Source organism: Rhodococcus sp. IEGM 1406, assembly GCF_030056745.1.
GTDB lineage: Bacteria > Actinomycetota > Actinomycetes > Mycobacteriales > Mycobacteriaceae > Rhodococcus_F > Rhodococcus_F erythropolis.
In genome coordinates, this window is the sequence record NZ_JASHKO010000001.1 from 159997 (window position 1) to 176347 (window position 16351).

The 16351-nt window shown below is 62.7% G+C and carries 19 protein-coding genes; 13 read left to right on the plus strand and 6 right to left on the minus strand.

What is annotated here, in order from left to right:
- Positions 1 to 140: 140 nt before the first annotated feature.
- From QM596_RS00730 to QM596_RS00740, 3 genes are all read left to right on the plus strand, one after another.
- Positions 141 to 1031 carry a LysR family transcriptional regulator gene (locus QM596_RS00730; protein WP_019746013.1) on the plus strand — a complete coding sequence of 297 codons (891 nt, stop codon included), beginning with the start codon at positions 141 to 143 and terminating at the stop codon, positions 1029 to 1031.
- On the plus strand, positions 1028 to 1954 hold the full coding sequence (locus QM596_RS00735; protein WP_283307801.1) for a LysR family transcriptional regulator: 927 nt from the start codon (positions 1028 to 1030) through the stop codon (positions 1952 to 1954). The genes QM596_RS00730 and QM596_RS00735 overlap by 4 nt, the downstream gene beginning before the upstream one ends.
- A 184-nt stretch (positions 1955 to 2138) precedes the next feature.
- A complete protein-coding gene (locus tag QM596_RS00740; protein WP_283307802.1) occupies positions 2139 to 2999 on the plus strand; it encodes an alpha/beta hydrolase family protein in 861 nt (286 codons plus the stop codon).
- A gap of 62 nt (positions 3000 to 3061) precedes the next feature.
- Here QM596_RS00740 and QM596_RS00745 read toward each other — a convergent pair whose 3' ends face one another.
- Together QM596_RS00745 and QM596_RS00750 are read right to left on the minus strand one after the other, a co-directional pair.
- Complete coding sequence (locus tag QM596_RS00745; protein ID WP_283307803.1) at positions 3062 to 3550, minus strand: hypothetical protein; 489 nt, start codon at positions 3548 to 3550, stop codon at positions 3062 to 3064.
- A gap of 68 nt (positions 3551 to 3618) precedes the next feature.
- Positions 3619 to 4518, minus strand: a complete 900-nt coding sequence (locus QM596_RS00750; RefSeq protein ID WP_283307804.1) for a LysR family transcriptional regulator — start codon at positions 4516 to 4518, stop codon at positions 3619 to 3621.
- A gap of 119 nt (positions 4519 to 4637) precedes the next feature.
- Between QM596_RS00750 and QM596_RS00755 the strand changes: the two genes are divergently transcribed.
- From QM596_RS00755 to QM596_RS00775, 5 genes are all read left to right on the plus strand, one after another.
- Entirely contained in the window at positions 4638 to 5864 is a 1227-nt protein-coding gene (locus tag QM596_RS00755) for an MFS transporter (RefSeq protein ID WP_069145310.1), read from the plus strand.
- 39 nt (positions 5865 to 5903) lie between these two features.
- The gene (locus QM596_RS00760; protein WP_283307805.1) at positions 5904 to 7364 is read left to right on the plus strand and encodes an amidase; all 1461 of its coding nucleotides are present in this window, start codon (positions 5904 to 5906) and stop codon (positions 7362 to 7364) included.
- Between the two features lie 54 nt (positions 7365 to 7418).
- Positions 7419 to 7937 (plus strand): MarR family winged helix-turn-helix transcriptional regulator, encoded by a 519-nt coding sequence (locus QM596_RS00765; protein ID WP_003943230.1) that lies wholly within the window; start codon positions 7419 to 7421, stop codon positions 7935 to 7937.
- Positions 7938 to 8058: 121 nt separating this feature from the next.
- The gene (locus QM596_RS00770; RefSeq protein WP_283307806.1) at positions 8059 to 8559 is read left to right on the plus strand and encodes a hypothetical protein; all 501 of its coding nucleotides are present in this window, start codon (positions 8059 to 8061) and stop codon (positions 8557 to 8559) included.
- 10 nt (positions 8560 to 8569) lie between these two features.
- The gene (locus tag QM596_RS00775) at positions 8570 to 9481 is read left to right on the plus strand and encodes an NmrA family NAD(P)-binding protein (RefSeq protein ID WP_283307807.1); all 912 of its coding nucleotides are present in this window, start codon (positions 8570 to 8572) and stop codon (positions 9479 to 9481) included.
- 42 nt (positions 9482 to 9523) lie between these two features.
- Here the strand turns inward: QM596_RS00775 and QM596_RS00780 are convergent, their stop codons facing one another.
- Positions 9524 to 9769 (minus strand): DUF3253 domain-containing protein, encoded by a 246-nt coding sequence (locus QM596_RS00780; RefSeq protein WP_019745995.1) that lies wholly within the window; start codon positions 9767 to 9769, stop codon positions 9524 to 9526.
- Between the two features lie 108 nt (positions 9770 to 9877).
- On the opposite strand from QM596_RS00780, the gene QM596_RS00785 reads away from it, so the two are divergent.
- Together QM596_RS00785 and QM596_RS00790 are read left to right on the plus strand one after the other, a co-directional pair.
- Entirely contained in the window at positions 9878 to 10504 is a 627-nt protein-coding gene (locus QM596_RS00785; protein ID WP_198531557.1) for a class I SAM-dependent methyltransferase, read from the plus strand.
- Between the two features lie 128 nt (positions 10505 to 10632).
- Positions 10633 to 11100: a hypothetical protein gene (locus QM596_RS00790; RefSeq protein ID WP_283307808.1), complete on the plus strand. Its 468-nt coding sequence runs from the start codon at positions 10633 to 10635 to the stop codon at positions 11098 to 11100.
- 19 nt (positions 11101 to 11119) lie between these two features.
- Here the strand turns inward: QM596_RS00790 and QM596_RS00795 are convergent, their stop codons facing one another.
- From QM596_RS00795 to QM596_RS00805, 3 genes are all read right to left on the minus strand, one after another.
- The gene (locus QM596_RS00795; protein ID WP_283307810.1) at positions 11120 to 11557 is read right to left on the minus strand and encodes an SRPBCC family protein; all 438 of its coding nucleotides are present in this window, start codon (positions 11555 to 11557) and stop codon (positions 11120 to 11122) included.
- 96 nt (positions 11558 to 11653) lie between these two features.
- Entirely contained in the window at positions 11654 to 12343 is a 690-nt protein-coding gene (locus tag QM596_RS00800; RefSeq protein WP_283307811.1) for a hypothetical protein, read from the minus strand.
- A complete protein-coding gene (locus QM596_RS00805) occupies positions 12340 to 13260 on the minus strand; it encodes a LysR family transcriptional regulator (RefSeq protein ID WP_075834863.1) in 921 nt (306 codons plus the stop codon). Before QM596_RS00805 ends, QM596_RS00800 begins: the two co-directional genes overlap by 4 nt.
- 95 nt (positions 13261 to 13355) lie before the next feature.
- Here QM596_RS00805 and QM596_RS00810 point away from each other — a divergent pair, with 95 nt between their 5' ends.
- The 3 genes from QM596_RS00810 to QM596_RS00820 are packed head-to-tail and all read left to right on the plus strand — an operon-like array spanning position 13356 to position 16333.
- A complete protein-coding gene (locus QM596_RS00810; protein ID WP_283307812.1) occupies positions 13356 to 14558 on the plus strand; it encodes a YbfB/YjiJ family MFS transporter in 1203 nt (400 codons plus the stop codon).
- A 45-nt stretch (positions 14559 to 14603) separates the two neighbouring features.
- On the plus strand, positions 14604 to 15632 hold the full coding sequence (locus QM596_RS00815; protein ID WP_283307814.1) for an NAD(P)H-dependent flavin oxidoreductase: 1029 nt from the start codon (positions 14604 to 14606) through the stop codon (positions 15630 to 15632).
- Positions 15629 to 16333: a hypothetical protein gene (locus QM596_RS00820; RefSeq protein WP_283307815.1), complete on the plus strand. Its 705-nt coding sequence runs from the start codon at positions 15629 to 15631 to the stop codon at positions 16331 to 16333. Before QM596_RS00815 ends, QM596_RS00820 begins: the two co-directional genes overlap by 4 nt.
- Positions 16334 to 16351: the final 18 nt, after the last annotated feature.

A 16351-nucleotide genomic window follows, 5' to 3' on the forward strand; every position in this document is an offset into this window, starting at 1 on the left:
CTGCGTTCATATGTGAAGCAGATCACGGGATTCTTCTTCCCGTCTACGCCACATTCGAGAGGTATGCCATAGGGTTTCCCTATGCCTGACGGGCGCAAAATCGGGCGCGCGCGAGGACTGCCACGAGAAGGGAACCCCGAATGGACCGGCGTCATCTGGAATACTTTCTCGCCCTTGCTGATCGGGGCAGCATTTCCGCTGCGGCTCGCGGACTGGGGGTCAGCCAGCCGACAATCTCGGAGGCTCTCGCCAGAATGGAGAAAGAGTGCGGCCTGACGCTCGTCCGCCGTGGCTCGCGGGGAGTCACCCTGACCGACGCTGGACGCGATCTCACAGGTCCGGCGGCCCAAGTACTTCGGGCATACCGGGATTTGGATCACGCTTTGCATCCATTGAACGTCGTGCAGCGGGGTCGGCTGACGGTCGTGTGTCCGCGAACACTGGCGCGTGATCCAGCGGCCACGGCCCTGGGTGCGTTCAAAAGCAAATTTCCGAACGTTGCGGTGACGATGCTCAGCAATGACACCGACGGAATCGGAACGGTGGTCGCCTCGGGTCAGGCTGATATCGGCCTCGGGGTGGACGAGGTGTTCGACGAGGGCGTTGAACGTATCCTTCTCGGCCGGCAACAAATCGTTGCGCTGGTGCCGGCCGCACGAAGTGAAGGCGAGGGGGCAGCGGCGTTGACGGATCTGTTGCGAATCGGATTGATCACCAGCCCGCGTGACGATGTCACTCGGCGACTGTTGGCGGAACGCCTGGGCGAAGGCACTGTGGACGAGGCGGTGGTTGCGGAGACTATCTCTGTGGCCTCGATGATCCCACTTGTACGCGCGGGAGTCGGCGTCGCCTTCCTTCCCGAATCTGTCGCCGATACAGTCGGAGAAGGTGTGGTGCTGTGTCGTACTCGGCCCCCGCTCACTCGTGATATCTGGATGTTCCACGGTTCGACGCCATCGCCTGCGGCACAAGCGTTTATCGAGACGACCAGCCGATTACGTGACGAAGGTGGAATGGGGAACGCCGGGTGAGCAACTTCGGAGAGTCCGCGACCCCGCGAATCGATCCGCGGCAGCTACAAGACTTCCTCGCGGTCGTCGAACACGGCAGTATCACGGCAGCAGCGGCAAACCAGTTCACAGGAACATCGAGCGTCTCTCAATCAATTGCGCGACTCGAAAGACGCGTCGGAGGACGGCTTTTCAATCGGGGCCGGGCCGGCGCGACGCTGACTGCGCGCGGACGGAATCTCATCGATCCAGCACGCGAAGCGCTGGCCGCGCTCGATCGACTAGTGGTCGAGCGCGAGTTCTTACTGTCAGCAGTCCCCCACCTCAGTGTTGCCACGACAGCGAGCCTTGCGGACGATCCCACAGCGGTGCTGCTCGGAGCGCTGCGCACGGAGGTGCCGAACCTGAGAATCACCATCTCGGTTCCGCCGGGGTCATCTGTGGCCGATGCGATTCACCCGGTCATGGCCGGCACCGCTGACGTGGCAATAATGGAGTCGCCGCCCACCGGCGTTCCCGGGACTCGAATGGTGCGCCTTCCGGACCACAAGTTGCGCCTTGTCTGCCCGCCCGGCACCCCGCCACCGGTGGACGGGGTATTCATCGGCGAGGACCTCATGCGCATCGGCTTGGTCGTCGCACCGCGGTTTGAAACTTCCGATGTCTATCGCCATCTGCGGTCGATCGAACCGCGAATCGACCACGCCTTCGTGATGAGGTCACAGCATCGCGATGCCTTCGCGGATTTCGCATACGAAGGGATCGGTGCTGTCATCCTCGAACTCTCCAGTGCTGAGCGAGCATCCGAACGGGGCTGCACTGTGGGTGAGATACTCGAACTGCCGCCACGGAAGATCGCAGCCGTGGCAAAGGACGGCCAGAACACGCAGGTCGTCGAACATTTCCTACGGCTGTGTGCCGAGCAATCGGCGCGGAAGCTGTAGGCGGAGTCGATCTCTCTGGGACTTTGCGTATTCGCGGCGGCTGCTCATACGCCGAGAACGATTATTTTGTCTACAGACACAACACTTCTGGGATAGTCCGTTTCCTCGAACAAAGCCGACGGGTCACCCTGCCGTAAATATGTAATACGCGTCACTCCGGATCAACTTCGAAAGGTTGACTTTCATGCGAAAGTCTCTGAAACATTTCGTGAATGCTGCAGCGGCGGTTGCGTTGTGCGCGACGCTAGGACTCACGGGCGCAACCGGAACAGCGGCTGCCGATGCGCCCGGCATCCCGAGCGTCGGGCACGATTGGGCGAGTGCAGGGCCGTACACGCCGAATGTCTCGATCGGGCTGGTGCACACTCTGTACTACCCGCGCCAGCTCGGCGCGCGCGGCGAGAAGCACCCTGTTGTGATCTGGGGGAACGGGACCGGGGTGCTCCCCGGTGCGTACACCTCCTTGTTGCGCCACTACGCCAGCCACGGATTCATCGTGGTCGCCGCCAATACCCCGGCAAGTAACTTCGCCATCACCATGCGGTCGGGAATCGACCTCATCGCGGACAAGGCGGCCAGCCCGTCGAGCGTCTTCTTCGGCAAAGTCGACCTGGAACACATTGGTGCGGTGGGGCACTCGCAGGGCGGGTCTGCGGCGATCAATGCTGCGATCGACGACCGCGTCGACACTGCCGTCGCGATCCAGCCAGGCCCGCTCAATGATGTCGACCTCATCGACGAGCCGGTTCTCTATCTGGCCGGCCAGGCCGACGCAATCGTTTGGCCGGCGATCGTGCGGGCGATGTACGAGGACGCCGACCACGTGCCTGCCGAGTATCTGGAACTGCGCGGCGCCACGCACTTCGGTACGGCGATCACCGGTGGCGATATGCGCGGGCCGAGCACGGCGTGGCTGCGGTACTGGCTACTCGACGATCCGAACGCCCGCACCGAGTTCTTCGGAGCGAGCTGCGGATACTGCACTGACACCCAGCAGTTCTCCGACTTCGACCGCAACGATCTGGCCCGGCAAATCCCGGGGTGACGGTAAGTCGGGAGTTGTCGAAGACGAACAGCCTTCCAATCAGGTCGGCGGAGTCGCAAAGCTCAGATGACGACGTAGCCGTACATCCGTTCGCCCTGAGCCACAGCTCTGGTCGCTAGTTCGGCGAAGGCGGTCAGGAACGGCACTGAGTCCTCCGACGGTTCACTCGTCTCGTCGATTGCCCAGGCCGCCGCAGCGGCGGCGACACCGTCAGCGTTCAATTCCGCTAGTGCATCGCGTAATTCGTCGGTAACCGTGAGCACGAGGGTGTCGCCGTCGTCGCTCATTGCGACGAGTTTCCCGCAGCGTGGACCTTTTGCGACCTCGTCGTAGGGGCGAGCGGTGAGGGCTGCCTCCAGTTGGCCGAGCGCGACAACCGGATCGACGCCTTTCGCCTGCAGAACTGGAGTCCCACCCGCAGCCAACTGAATCCGCGGGCGAGAGGCATCGTTCGCCTCCATCACCTCTGGTTCCAAGTCGACGAGCCCCTCGAGGGCGGAGGTGGCGTGCTCATCCGTGCGCGCGGTGAAGTAGTCGGTGATCGCAGACATGGCGCGATCATCCCACACACGATGCATCCCCACGTCCCGGAGTCCTTCCGCGACTTGACTGATCGCCGTCAGGCGGAACAGGTGTGTGCTTCCTCGATCGCTTTCGCGAAAGCGCGGAGTCGTGGGCTTTCGAGATCGGTACGCCACACGAGGCCCAAAGCAGATTCGGGTAATCCGTTGATCGGTACGAATGTGATGTCCGAGCGCTGGCTGTATGTAGCGGTTGCTGTGCACAGGATGAGGCCGACCTGACTGAATGCGACCTGCGACAGGCCTTCCTGAACGGTGCTCGCCCCGCCCTGCGTGGGAATCGTGGCTCCGCCCGGCGTCGTGCTCGGGGAATTCACACGCTGCCAATAGTCGGGGGCGGGGCCGGTGATGGGTACGAGACAGATCTGCGCCAACTGCTCGGCGTCGATCACGTCCAGTTCACTGAACGGGTGATGGACTGAGACGGCCAGGGTCTGGGGCTGTCGAGAAAAGACGAGCCCGGTTGTCAGCTCGGGCTCATCTACGGGGAGAAGTGCCACTGCCGCATCGATTCGCCCGGCGAGTACATCACTGAACGGATCACCCAGGGGTAATTCTTTGATGGTCACGCAAGTTTGCGGATGTTGTATCTCGAAACGAGTGACAGCAGCCGCGATCGAATCGTAAATTGCTCCTTGGAAACCCACCCGAAGCGGCGTCGGCATGTTCCGTGCTCTTGACTGAGCGTCCTCGATTACTCCGACAAGCGCACGATGCGCGGGAGCCAACGACGCAAGAAAATCGGCACCGAATTCAGTCAGGTGTACGCGGCGACTGGTGCGCGCTACCAGGCTGGTGCCGATACGGCGCTCCAACCCGCTGATCAGCTGACTGACTCGGCCCTGGGAGATGAACAGTCGTTCGCCGGTGCGACCGAAGTGCAGTTCTTCAGCGAGAACGAGGAAACACTCGATCTCACGCATCGGAGGCTCCGACATTTTCACTCCGACCTTCGACTCATTCGACCACTCCATCATGGCTCATCGATGAATTGAGCTAATGGTTGGATGAGCGATTCGCCGTTGATCCTTGGGCGTGCGGGAGCTTCTCTGGTTACATGCCACATTCCGCGCCCGGGCAGAACAGCCCCGCGCCCACGTCCTCAACCCACGCACACACCATCGAGAACCACTGGGCTGCGGTCGCCCTGATCGCAGCGTCCACCTTCATCGTTGTCGCGGCAGAGATGATGCCGGTCGGGCTACTCACCCCGATCGGTGCTGACCTGGTGGAAAGCGAAGGGACCATCGGGCTCTCACTGGCCATTACCGGGTTGGTGGCAGCGGCCACTGCCCCGTTTGTGCCCATCGTGACCCGGCGCTTCGATCGTCGGTCGACGCTTATCGTCCTGATGTTTGTAGTCGCCGCGGCGAACGCCCTCACGGCTCTCGCACCAAGCTTCGCTGTGCTCGCTGGTGCTCGCGTCCTACTCGGTGTGAGCATGGGCGGAGTCTGGGCACTCGCCGCTAGCCTGGCACCCAAATTGGTGGGTTCCAGATCCGTCGGGTTGGCGACCACGATCATCTTCAGCGGAATCGCTGTTGCCTCAGTTCTCGGTGTCCCTGCGGGGACGTATATCGGAGCAGCGGCCGGGTGGAGCGTGGCATTCTGGACTCTCAGCTGCGCCGCGACGCTGATCGCGCTCGCCATGTTCGCTGTCCTACCCGTGATGCCAGCTGATCAAGCTTTGTCGCTCGGGAGTCTCGCGGCGGCTTTTCGGAACCCGGGAGTCCGGGTCGGAATCGCGATTACCGCGCTCATCGTCACCGCTCATTTCGCGGCGTACACCTATGTGCGTCCGGGGCTGGAGCTCTTCGCAGGATTGCACCCTGCGCAGATCGGCACGATGCTCTTGATCTACGGGGCTCTGGGCGTTGTCGGCAACTTCATAGCCGGGCCATCTGCCACCAAGTCACCGAAGACTGTGGTCGTCATCCTCAGCGCGGGAGTAGCGATCACCCTTGCCCTGTTCCCGATCTCGGCTACTACCTTGATCACAGCTGCTCTGCTCATGGCGGCTTGGGGCCTCTTCTACGGTGGTGTATCGGTGAGTACTCAAACATGGATCGCACAAGCAGCCCCCGTTCACCGAGAGGCCGCTGCGGCTCTGTGGGTTGCAGTCTTCAATGCAAGCATCGCCCTCGGCGCGTTCGCGGGTGGACGCATTCATGACCACTCCGGTTCCGAAACGGTCTTCTGGATAGCCGCGGGAATCGCCACTCTCGCAATGCTGCTCGCCACATTCCGCAATCCCGTCGTTGCAAAGCACGAACTGACAACCTAGCCGCCGACACAAAACCTTCATAGAGGCAGGACAACAGATATGCGCCAGGCACCCGTTTCGACATTCATGGATGTGACCGAGATGCTCGAACGCTACCGGGACAAATCGCTGTCTCCGGTGGAGGTGCTCGAGTCCACCATCGAACGTATCGAGGCGCTCAACCCGACCTTGAATGCAGTGGGACACAATTTCTTCGATACTGCACGGGTACAAGCGAAGGCAGCGGAACGCCACTACGCCCGCGGTTCGGATGTCAGCCTTCCGCTCGCCGGTGTTCCGGTTGTGGTGAAAGAGGATGAACCGGTGCAAGGCCAACCGTGGACTCAAGGGTCCAAGGTCTATGAGGACTTGATCGCCACCCACACTTCGACTTTCGTGCAGCGGATCGTCGACGCCGGTGCCATTGTCCACGCGCGATCGACGGCCCCGGAATTCTCCTCGGCCGCGTTCACACAGTCCGAGTTGTGGGGCGTCACTCGCAATCCGTGGAACACGAAATACTCCTCCGGCGGGTCTTCCGGTGGATCGGCAGTCGCACTTGCCACCGGTATGACGCACTTGGCTACCGGTTCCGATGTTGCAGGATCGATCCGAACTCCGTCGTCTCTCAACGGAATTGTCGGGTTCAAGCCACCGCACGGCCGTGTCCCCGTCGATCCGCCCTTCAATCTCGATCGCTACTGCCACTGCGGTCCGATGGCTCGCACCGTAAGTGATTGCCTCACAATGCAGTCGGTCATCGCGGGACCGACCTCCACTGACATTGTCTCGCATGTACCGGCATCGCCGCTGTCCGGCCTCGCAACGCATTCGTTGACAGGAATGCGTGTCGCCGTGATCCCCGCGTTGGGTGACTGGCCGGTTGATCCGGACGTTGCCGCCAACACCGCCAAGTTGGTGGACACCCTCACTGCGCTGGGCGCACGCGCGGAGATCATCGAAGTCGACCTGTCACGCGCTGCAATCATGCGTGCGGCCGCCATTCACTACGATCACGTGTTCGGTGCATCGATCTCCGCCGAAGCGTCCGCGCACCCCGACAAGGTCACGGAGTACGCGAAGGAATTCGCGCGATGGGCACGCCGCACCCGTGGTGACGCGACTTTCCTCGACGGACTCGCGATCGAAGCCGAACTTTATTCGTCGATCGGATCCCTGTTCGACACCTATGACGCGTTGATCACTCCGGCAGTGGTGACCGATGGCTTTCTTGCCGGCGACGACTACGTGGGGCACGGAATCAATGTGGCTGGAACAGAATTGGAGTTCTACCTCGAGGCTGTACCGGCCATCACCTTCAACATCCTGAGCAACTGCCCGGTGCTGACAATCCCCACCGGTTTCGCTCGGAACGGAATCCCCACCGGTACACAGATAGTCACGCGGCCGTATGACGACCACACGGCCTTCGCGATAGGCCTCGCCTTCGAGAAGGTCCTGCCGTATCCCGGCAATCACCCGGACTGCCCTGCGGCCCCGCAGAAATTGTTCGGCGTTTGAAGCTAGCTCTGGTGAAGGGTTGACCAGAATGTAGTTAGGTGCCATATTAGTTGCATGGCAGTGGACGGAACCGATCACGACTCACCCACGTTGGATCAGGCGCGGCGGCAGTTGGAGCATTACGGCCTCGGGTCCGATCCGCAGGCGGTGCTGGTTGCGGTGCGGCTGATCTCGGCGGGCGCGCGGCTCGGTCGAGCAACCGAGGTTCACTTCGCGAGGTATGGACTGTCGACCGGCCGTTACCGATTGCTTGCGGATCTGGAAGACCACGACGGGGAGAAATCTCCCTCGCGACTGGCCGCTGATCTCGGCGTCTCGCGAGCCACGGTGACCGGGCTGGTCGACGGCCTCGAGCAGGAGGGTTTGGTCGCTCGGCGTCCGTCCGCCGAGGACGGGCGTGGTGCGGTGGTCGTCCTGACTGCTCGCGGCGCTCAGCGTTTACGTGACATGGCGCCCGAACACTTTGCTCGTCTCGAGGAAATGGTCGACGAGCTCACTGTCGACGAGCGTGCGGTTTTTCTGGACCTGCTCTCGCGGGTCGTTCGCGGTATCGGTGCGCTGACTGCGGAGTAGTCGGCTGGGATTCCAAGCCGTCGCGTAGCGATTCGAATCGTCGTCAATTCTCGACAGAGGCTTCTCCTTCCATGCCCAAATAGTTAGCCACCTAATTATAAACGGAAAGTTGGTCTCCTTCATGTCCGGACACACCCCGCCGATCCGTCGCGAAAACAAAAGGGAGATAACCGATTCCAATCGAATCGACCCGGTTGCCGATCGTCGCGCCGCACGATCATTCACCCTGTGGAGAGAGGTGCTGGTCGCCTACCTTGCCCCTGCGCTGATGGCGGGTGCGGGCGGAGTCGCATCCGGCCAATCGGGCCTCACGATGGCGGCATTTACGTCCATTGCGGGCACGTCGGCAGTGGTGGCGTTGCTGATCGGCTCCTGGCTGCAGCGTCGCGGGAGGTCACGACCGTGGACCACGGCTCTGCCTCGCGTCATGGTGACGGCAATTCTTGCCGTCGGAGCCGCTGCAATTGCAGGCCTCGTCGGGTGGTTCGCCTCCCGTTGGCTACCAGCTCACACGAGCGTGGTCGACACTGCTTGGCTTGCTCGCCTGCAACTCGATCTACCGATATCTGCCGCTGTCGCTGCCGTCATCGTCAGCTGGCGATGGCGCCGTCAGAATCCCTGACAGACAACACATGTCAAAGATCCCCGGCTTCGCGGGGAAGACCGAAAGGAACACGATGATCGTCATCATGGGAGCGTCCGGAACCACAGGCGGCGCGTTGCTACGCAGTCTCGCATCCTCGGGTGTGCCGAGCCGAGCGTTGTCCCGCGACCCGGACAGGCTGCGCGCCCACCTCGGCGATTTGGCCGACGGTTTGGTCGAAGTAGTGTCGGCCGATGCCGCAGACTCAACTTCGCTACGCACGGCTTTCGAAGGGGCTGAACAACTTTTCCTCGCCATGGCCAACGGACTCGAACAGGTCGAGCTCGAAACGCGTGTGATCGACATTGCCGCAGAGAGCGGCGTCGAACACATCGTCAAGATCTCCGACCCCGCCGCCGCGGCCGACTCCCCCATCGCTCTCTCCCGCGGCCACCATGCCGTCGGCGAACACCTGCGCGCATCCGGGATCCGCCACACTCTGCTCCGCCCCTATGCGTTCATGCAGAATCTGTTGCTCCTGGCTCCGGCGGTGGCTGCGCAAGGGGTGATTCTGGGCGCGATGCGGGACGCGCCGTGCAACTGGATCGACTGCCGAGATATCGGTGACGTCGCCGCGGCCGTGCTCACACGCGCCGACCTCGCCGGCGGTACCTACGTCCTGACGGGCAGCGAGGCAGTCGGCTACGGCGGCATCGCCGATTCTCTGACCCGCATGCTCGATCGCCCCGTCCAATATATCGACCTGCCACCGCACGAACTGCGGCAAAACCTCGTCGATCATGCCCACATGCCTCCGTGGCTGGCCGAGCACATTCTGGAGATCCAGCAACTTGCCGTCTCGCGCCCGGAGTCACCCACCGACACGGTGGCACGTGTCCTGGGGCGTGAGCCACGAAGCCTGGATGCGTTCCTGCGTGAGCATCTGGACCGTTTCCGCTGATTCACGCTGTGAGAGCAGTGCCGCCAGAAGTCACGCGGTTGATCAACGAGCCCACCGAATCCTGATCGGACCTCGTACGGATTCCGGGTCGACGACTTCGCCGCCCTGGGTGATCTGCACTTCGCCGTGGGCCACCATGTGGCGGGCAGCCTCTCGGACGGGGTCCATCAGCGGACGCCAATTGTCGGGTGCCGCTGCGCGGGCCACGTCGGAGGGGCAGATGCTCGACTCGGCCGATCGGGCACTGAGTAGTTCGCGGATCTTCGCCGCCAGTTCTTTCTCTTCCACCGTATGACCTCAGTTTCCGGACGTGACCGTAGGCCTTCGACAGAGTATGAACCTTCGGTTCGGCGAGTTGTGGCGAAGGAATGGTGCACATCGATAATTATTGACGGCGTGGAGAATTCGAGTGCAACGCGCCGCGACGTAGTCCGAAAGTCGTATTCGGCCAGATCCCAGGAGTACACGGACCTCTTCGGCTCGATGGATTCGACGCACGTATCTGATCGGGACCTGGTGACCAGCTGGGCCGCCACTTTGACCGGCCCCGTACTCGACGCCGGGTGCGGGCCGGGGCAGTGGACAGACTTCCTGGCCCAGAGCGGGCTGGCTGTGAGCGGGATCGATCTCGTGCCCGAGTTCGTCGAACGAGCCCGCACCCGATACCCGGATCTTTCCTTCGAGGTCGGGGGCTTCGAGGCATTGGACGCGAAAACGAATTCACTGGGCGGCGTGCTGTCCTGGTACTCGCTCATTCACCATCACCCGCAAGATATCGAGGCACCGCTCGCTGAATTCGCGCGCGTGATCCGCCCAGGTGGTGGGTTGCTGGTGGGCTTCTTCGAAGGCGTGACCGTAGAGCCTTTTGATCACGCCGCGACGACTGGTTATCGATGGCCGGTGACCGAACTTGCCGAGGTGCTGGTCACAGCGGGCTTCGACGTGATCGAGACCCATACCCGGACGGGGAGCGGCTACAGGCCGCACGGCGCAATCACTGCCAGCCGGCGCGGCGTCGAATAGCGGATCGAGACAGCGGATCGAGACTGGGCGAGCAATTGTCTTTCATTCATTTCGTGTGAGTGGTGTGCTGGATGAGTCACTCCCCGGCTTTTTCAGCACCGGATCATCCACAGTTGAAAGAAGGCGCCATGACCACGATCCATCTTCACAAGACGACCACTGCGACGCCCGAACAGGTCCTTGCCGGCCTGACCGACTTCGGCCCGGGCCGTGAGGAAATCTTCGGCCGCAGTGCGGACAGCTACCTGAAAGTGCACCAACAAGGACCCCACGATGCTGATGTCACCGAGGGCTCCAGTGGTATCTGGGAGCGTCTGCACTACGACTGGACCGACCCGCACCGCGTCGTGATGACAACCACCGACTCCAACCTGTGGGGCGGGGCGTCGAGCCATACCTACACGCTGACCCGGCAGCCGACGGGTCTGACCGATGTCGATGCCGTCGTGGTCCGGGACGGCAAGAACCTCAAGGGAAAGCTCCTGGCGTCGGTACTCGGACTCGTCGGCACCCAAGTGCTGGGAAAGTCGTTCGCGAAGTCCATCGATGCCATCGAAGCTCGCAACGGTGGCGCGAGCGGCGGCAACACACAGTGACAAGAACCTGACGGACTTGTCAGAGCGCTTCGAGGGCTTCCGTCATCTTCTTCACGGTCTCTGGTGCCACTTTGGCTTCGAATCCCGCCTTCAGGAGAGGCGACGCAATCTTGGCGGCACCGTTGAACTCGACGTTCGCGTGATATTCGATCTCGGTCGAGTTCGGACCCACCGAAGTCAAGGTGATGTCGTCGGTACTGGTGGCAGTCTTGTTCTTTCCTTCGAGAACAACGTGATTCAGCTCGTCGGTCACCAGCGCGTACGTCAGTTCCGTGGTGACGCCGAACAGCTTGGACACGTTGTGCCACTGGGTTCCGATGCCGACAGGACCGTCGGAGATCTGCGTGCAGCTCTCGGTGCCCGGATCCCACGTCGGCGCATTGGCGAAGTCGCGGAGAAACGCCGCAGCCTTTTCGATCGGTACCTCGGCGGTGAATTTGCGGGTGACGTCAACCATGCGGTGGGCCTTTCGGTTCATTTTTCGGCGGTAGTGCCGCGGTGAGAGTTCGTTCCGACGCCCGGGCTACCCATACTCGACAAACGGTAACCACCTTCAGAGGACTGCGCGGTCCAGTGGACGCGGAAGCGGATCGAGTGCGCCGGTCTCGCGCAGGCGCTCGTACGCCCGAACGACCCCATAGACGGCCCCGATCTGTAGCAACACGCCGCCGCCCGGTAACGCGGCAACGCCTGCTGCCAGGTCATCCGGGATCGCGTCAGCGCGAGCGGACGAGAGGTAGCCGACTCGGCCGATCACGGGATCACCGACGCGATAGTCGGACTCGTCTTCGAGAGCGTCGAGGATGTTGTCGTCGGTGACGTCTCCGAAGTCCGGTTCCCACTCCGCGGCGAGCATCCGAAGTAGGTCTGTCTCAGGAACTTCGGCGGTGTCCGGCGCGCTGACGGCAAGAATCATCGACTGAAGGACGATTTCAGGTTCGCCGCCCGCCAACCCGGAGAGTTCGAGCCCCCATTCGGGCCCTCCACTGGATGCGAGCCTCAATCCGATTCCCAGACGATCCGACCAGTCTTCGGCGGCCTGCGCGTTCTCGAGGACCTGCGCCAACTGGTCGACGGTCACGGCAGTAGCAGGTCCAGCGGAATGGATCTGTTGCCACGACCCGCCGACCACCTCGGGCACCAGGAATTCGACTTGCTCCAACGTCCGACGCCACCGGGAGGCCACGGCCTGCACCGATTCCGGCCGTCGTCCCCAGAAAACTCGAATAGCGCGTCGTGTCATCGAGTCCTCCGGTAAGGATCGTCCATGGGTAGCCATATCCCGTCTTCGTGGATTTCGAGATCAGTGACGCCGCGGGTGAGAGCGTCGACGGCCGCGAGAACTGCAGGGCGCGTTTCGTTCTCGCGGCACAGGAGAGACCACGTCCAGATTGCCGCGGGGTCGATCACTGCACGTGCAGTGAGATCGCTTGGCAGCGTGATGGTCTGCCCTTTGGGCGAGTTGACGACCGGACGGCCGACGGCACGGACGTGATCGAAGAATGCCGGACCGGTGATACCACCGTCGTTGATGCGCAGAATCTGTGCGCCGGTATCGCGAGCGAATTCTTCGGCGTAGACGTTCCACGAATACCAGGAGGTGGTGTCGTCGTCGACGAGTACGACGACGTCGCGTGCCCGCACCGGTGTGGTGTCCTCTCCGGTGGAGACCGCGTACAGCCGATCCGCACCGAGCAGTCTTGCGCTCAGAGCATGTTGGGCGACATCGGTTTTCCGCACCCAGGCGATCGCCAGGTCGAGGCTGCCGTCCGCTACCCGCGCGGCCTGCGCGTGCGAAGGCACCACCCAGGCGTCGACGTGTAGTTGCGCGACCCCCGACGTGCGAGCGATCAGATCCGTGGGGAGCCAATTGACGTAGCCGATCCGGACGGGCTCCGCTCCGGACAGACGCTCCGCGCGGCGTCGCAGATTCTCGGCACTCTCGAGTAGCGCACGGACATCAGGGAGCAAGGCCGCCCCGGCTGGCGTCAGAGCGACGGAACGGCGGTCGCGGACGAACAGCTTGACGCCGAGGTCGCGCTCGAGTGCCATGATCTGCTGCGACAATGACGGCCCGGCTATCAGTAGCCGCGCCGCGGCTCGGCCGAAGTGCAGTTCCTCGGCGACGACCTCGAAATATCTCAGCTGACGCAGCTCCACGATCCTTCATGCTACGTGCGGTGGGAGGTTGTGCCTATCAGTCAGGAGCAAAGCGGTCGTGGCGGTCCGGCGCGGCCGGGGCACACGATAAGACCATGACCACAATCCACAACGGCGTCTCCCCGAGAGCGCACGCTGTCCAAGCTGCCGCTGCGCTGGCGGCGAGCATGGGAATCGGTCGATTCGTCTACACACCGATTCTGCCGTTGATGCACACGCAGGCCGGTCTGTCCGCCTCGCTCGGCGCCACCCTGGCGACGGCCAACTACGTCGGGTACCTGATCGGCGCGCTCGCGGGAATCCTCATTCCCGGCGTGGTGCGCTCGGCAGCGGTGATGCGTACGTCGTTGGTGGTCCTCATCGCGACTTTGGCGCTCATGCCCACTACCCACGACGGATCCATCTGGTTCGCCCTGCGGCTCGTCGCAGGCATTGCCAGTGCCCTCGTCTTCATGATCGCCGTCAGCGCTTTGCACGCGCACCTTCGGGGGCAGTCCCAATTTCTGGCCGGATGGGGATTCGGCGGAGTTGGGTTGGGTATCGCCCTGTCCGGGGTCCTCGTGTTGGTCGTCCGCTTCATCGGTACCTGGAGTACAGCCTGGCTGGCATCTGCGGCCCTTGCAGTGGTGTGTGCGGTCGCAGCCTGGGGATTGACGCCGGAACCGCGTCCGACCATCACACCGGACGCGCCGGGAACTCCCAGTTCCCAACACGGGTTCACTGCCTTGTTCATCAGTTATTTCCTGGAAGGCATCGGCTACATCATCGCGGGCACGTTCCTTGTTGCCGCAATCGATCTCGCCGCTCCAGAATGGGTGGGCAGCGGCGCTTGGATAGTGGTCGGTCTGGCCGCATTTCCCTCGTGCGCCCTGTGGGCTTGGCTCAGCCTGCGTTGGTCGAGGCCGACTCTGCTTCTCGTTGCCCTGTTGATTCAGGCGGTGGGCATAGCGCTTCCTGCTGTGATCGGAGGCGTCGGCCCCGCACTGATTTCAGCTTTCCTGTTCGGTGTCACCTTCCTTGGTATCGGGTCAATTGTGTTGGCAATCGGCGCGCACCTGCAGTTCCCACGCGCCGTGGCGTTGCTGACCGCTGGATACAGCGTCGGTCAGATTCTCGGCCCACTCGTTGTCACTCCGTTGCTGCGAGACGGGTATCGCGACGCTCTGCTGTTGGGTGCGGCCGTCGTTCTGGGCGCAGCAGTGGCCGCCGCGGTTTTGCGGTTCCGATTCCCTTCCGATCTCGATGCGGACCCTCGGACGGCCACCTCGACTGAGGAGGTAGTTTTTGATGTCAGATGACGAAACCGCCGGAGCACTACCCGACGTAGGACTGGAGATGTTCGAATGAGCGCACTCACAACCGATCTCGACCTGAAGGTCCCTGTCATCGCAGCCCCCATGGCCGGCGGCGCTTCCACACCGGCACTTGTTGCTGCTGCCTCTCGCGCAGGCGGTCTCGGATTCCTCGCCGCCGGGTACAAGACGCCTCAGGCTCTGTCCGACCAGATCGACACCGTGCGCGCCGAGGGAGTGTCGTTCGGTGTCAACGTCTTTGCGCCCAACCCGGTGCCTGTCGACGTCGATGCCTACCGTGCCTATACCAGGGCGATCCAGGTCGAGGCGGATCGCTACGGCATCACACTGGCTGACGGTGAGCCTGTCGAAGACGACGACTACTTCGAGGACAAGATCGATCTGCTCCTGGCCAGCCCGGTTCCGGTGGTCAGCTTCACCTTCGGCTTTCCCGCACCCGGCGTCATCAAGGCGCTGCGCGCTGCCGGTTCACTTGTCGTCCTCACAGTGACTTCGGAGGCAGAGGCGCTCCTTGCCGTCGACGCCGGTGCCGATCTGCTTGTCGTGCAATCGTCGGCTGCCGGCGGCCACTCCGGAACGCTCACTCCCCTGCAGGTTCCGGCAGAAACACCGATCGCCGAACTTATCGCACAAATCCGTCACCGGACGTCGGTTCCGTTGTTGGCGGCCGGTGGACTGGCGACCTCCGCCGACGTCGCTGCTGCCTTACGTGCCGGAGCGGACGCGGCAGTGGTCGGTACCGTACTGCTGCGCACCGAGGAGAGTGGTGCCTCGGCTCCGCACAAGGCAGCTCTGGCCGACACGTCCCGCGGGAACACGGTCGTCACAAGAGCTTTCACGGGACGTCCTGCACGAGCACTTCGGAACGAGTTCATCGATCGCTACGACGCACAAGCGCCCATCGGGTATCCGGCCATCCATCACCTGACCAACCCGATGCGCAAAGCCGCTGTTGCGCAGGCAGATCCCGAGCGAATGCACCTGTGGGCCGGCACTGGCTATCGCCACGCGACGGAGGAACCAGCCGGGGTAGTGCTTTCGCGATTGGCTAACCTGTGACGACGCGGACACCGGAAGCCGCATTGCCCGAGGTAGTGACATACGACGGGTTGCCCGGGTCCGCCGGTGGTGCACACTCGCTTCGAGTCAAGCGTCCCGATGTTGCATTTCAGCGGCTGCAGACGTTCCTGGAATCCTGCACCGAACCAGTGTCGTTGCCGTCGTGGACGTTCGAGATCTACCAGAGTGGGCCATCCGAGCCGACCGCGCAGTTGTCATCGTTCGCTACCGAGCTCTTCGGTGGGCCCCGCTACAAAGCGCAAACCCATTCCGAATGGAACGTCCCACCTGGTTCTGTCAACGAAGCGCTCGATGCCCTCGTTGGTTGCGATGCGGTCACAACCCACGGACGTTCTGTGGCGGCGCTGACCTGCAGCGCGCCCGTACGCCTGATCGACCCCAACACCCGCGCGCCGTACCCCGACATCACCCCCGACGCGTTCGGCCGTTTTGCCGTGGATGGATACGGCCGGATTCTCGGCGAGTCAGGCATACGCGCAACCCTCGGCAACGCGACATCCTCACTGTCCCTGTGGCTCAACCTGCCTGCAGACGAACGGTTGTCGTCCGGTGCTCGTCACCTACAAGACCATCTCCCGTTCCGGTTGTCCGCGAAACACTGGCGTCTCTGGCGGCCGAACCGGAGCGGAGACTCGTATCGTTCCAACAAGATTCCGTCGCCGGTTCACGACCACGTTTGAATCACGCAGCAAGCATTT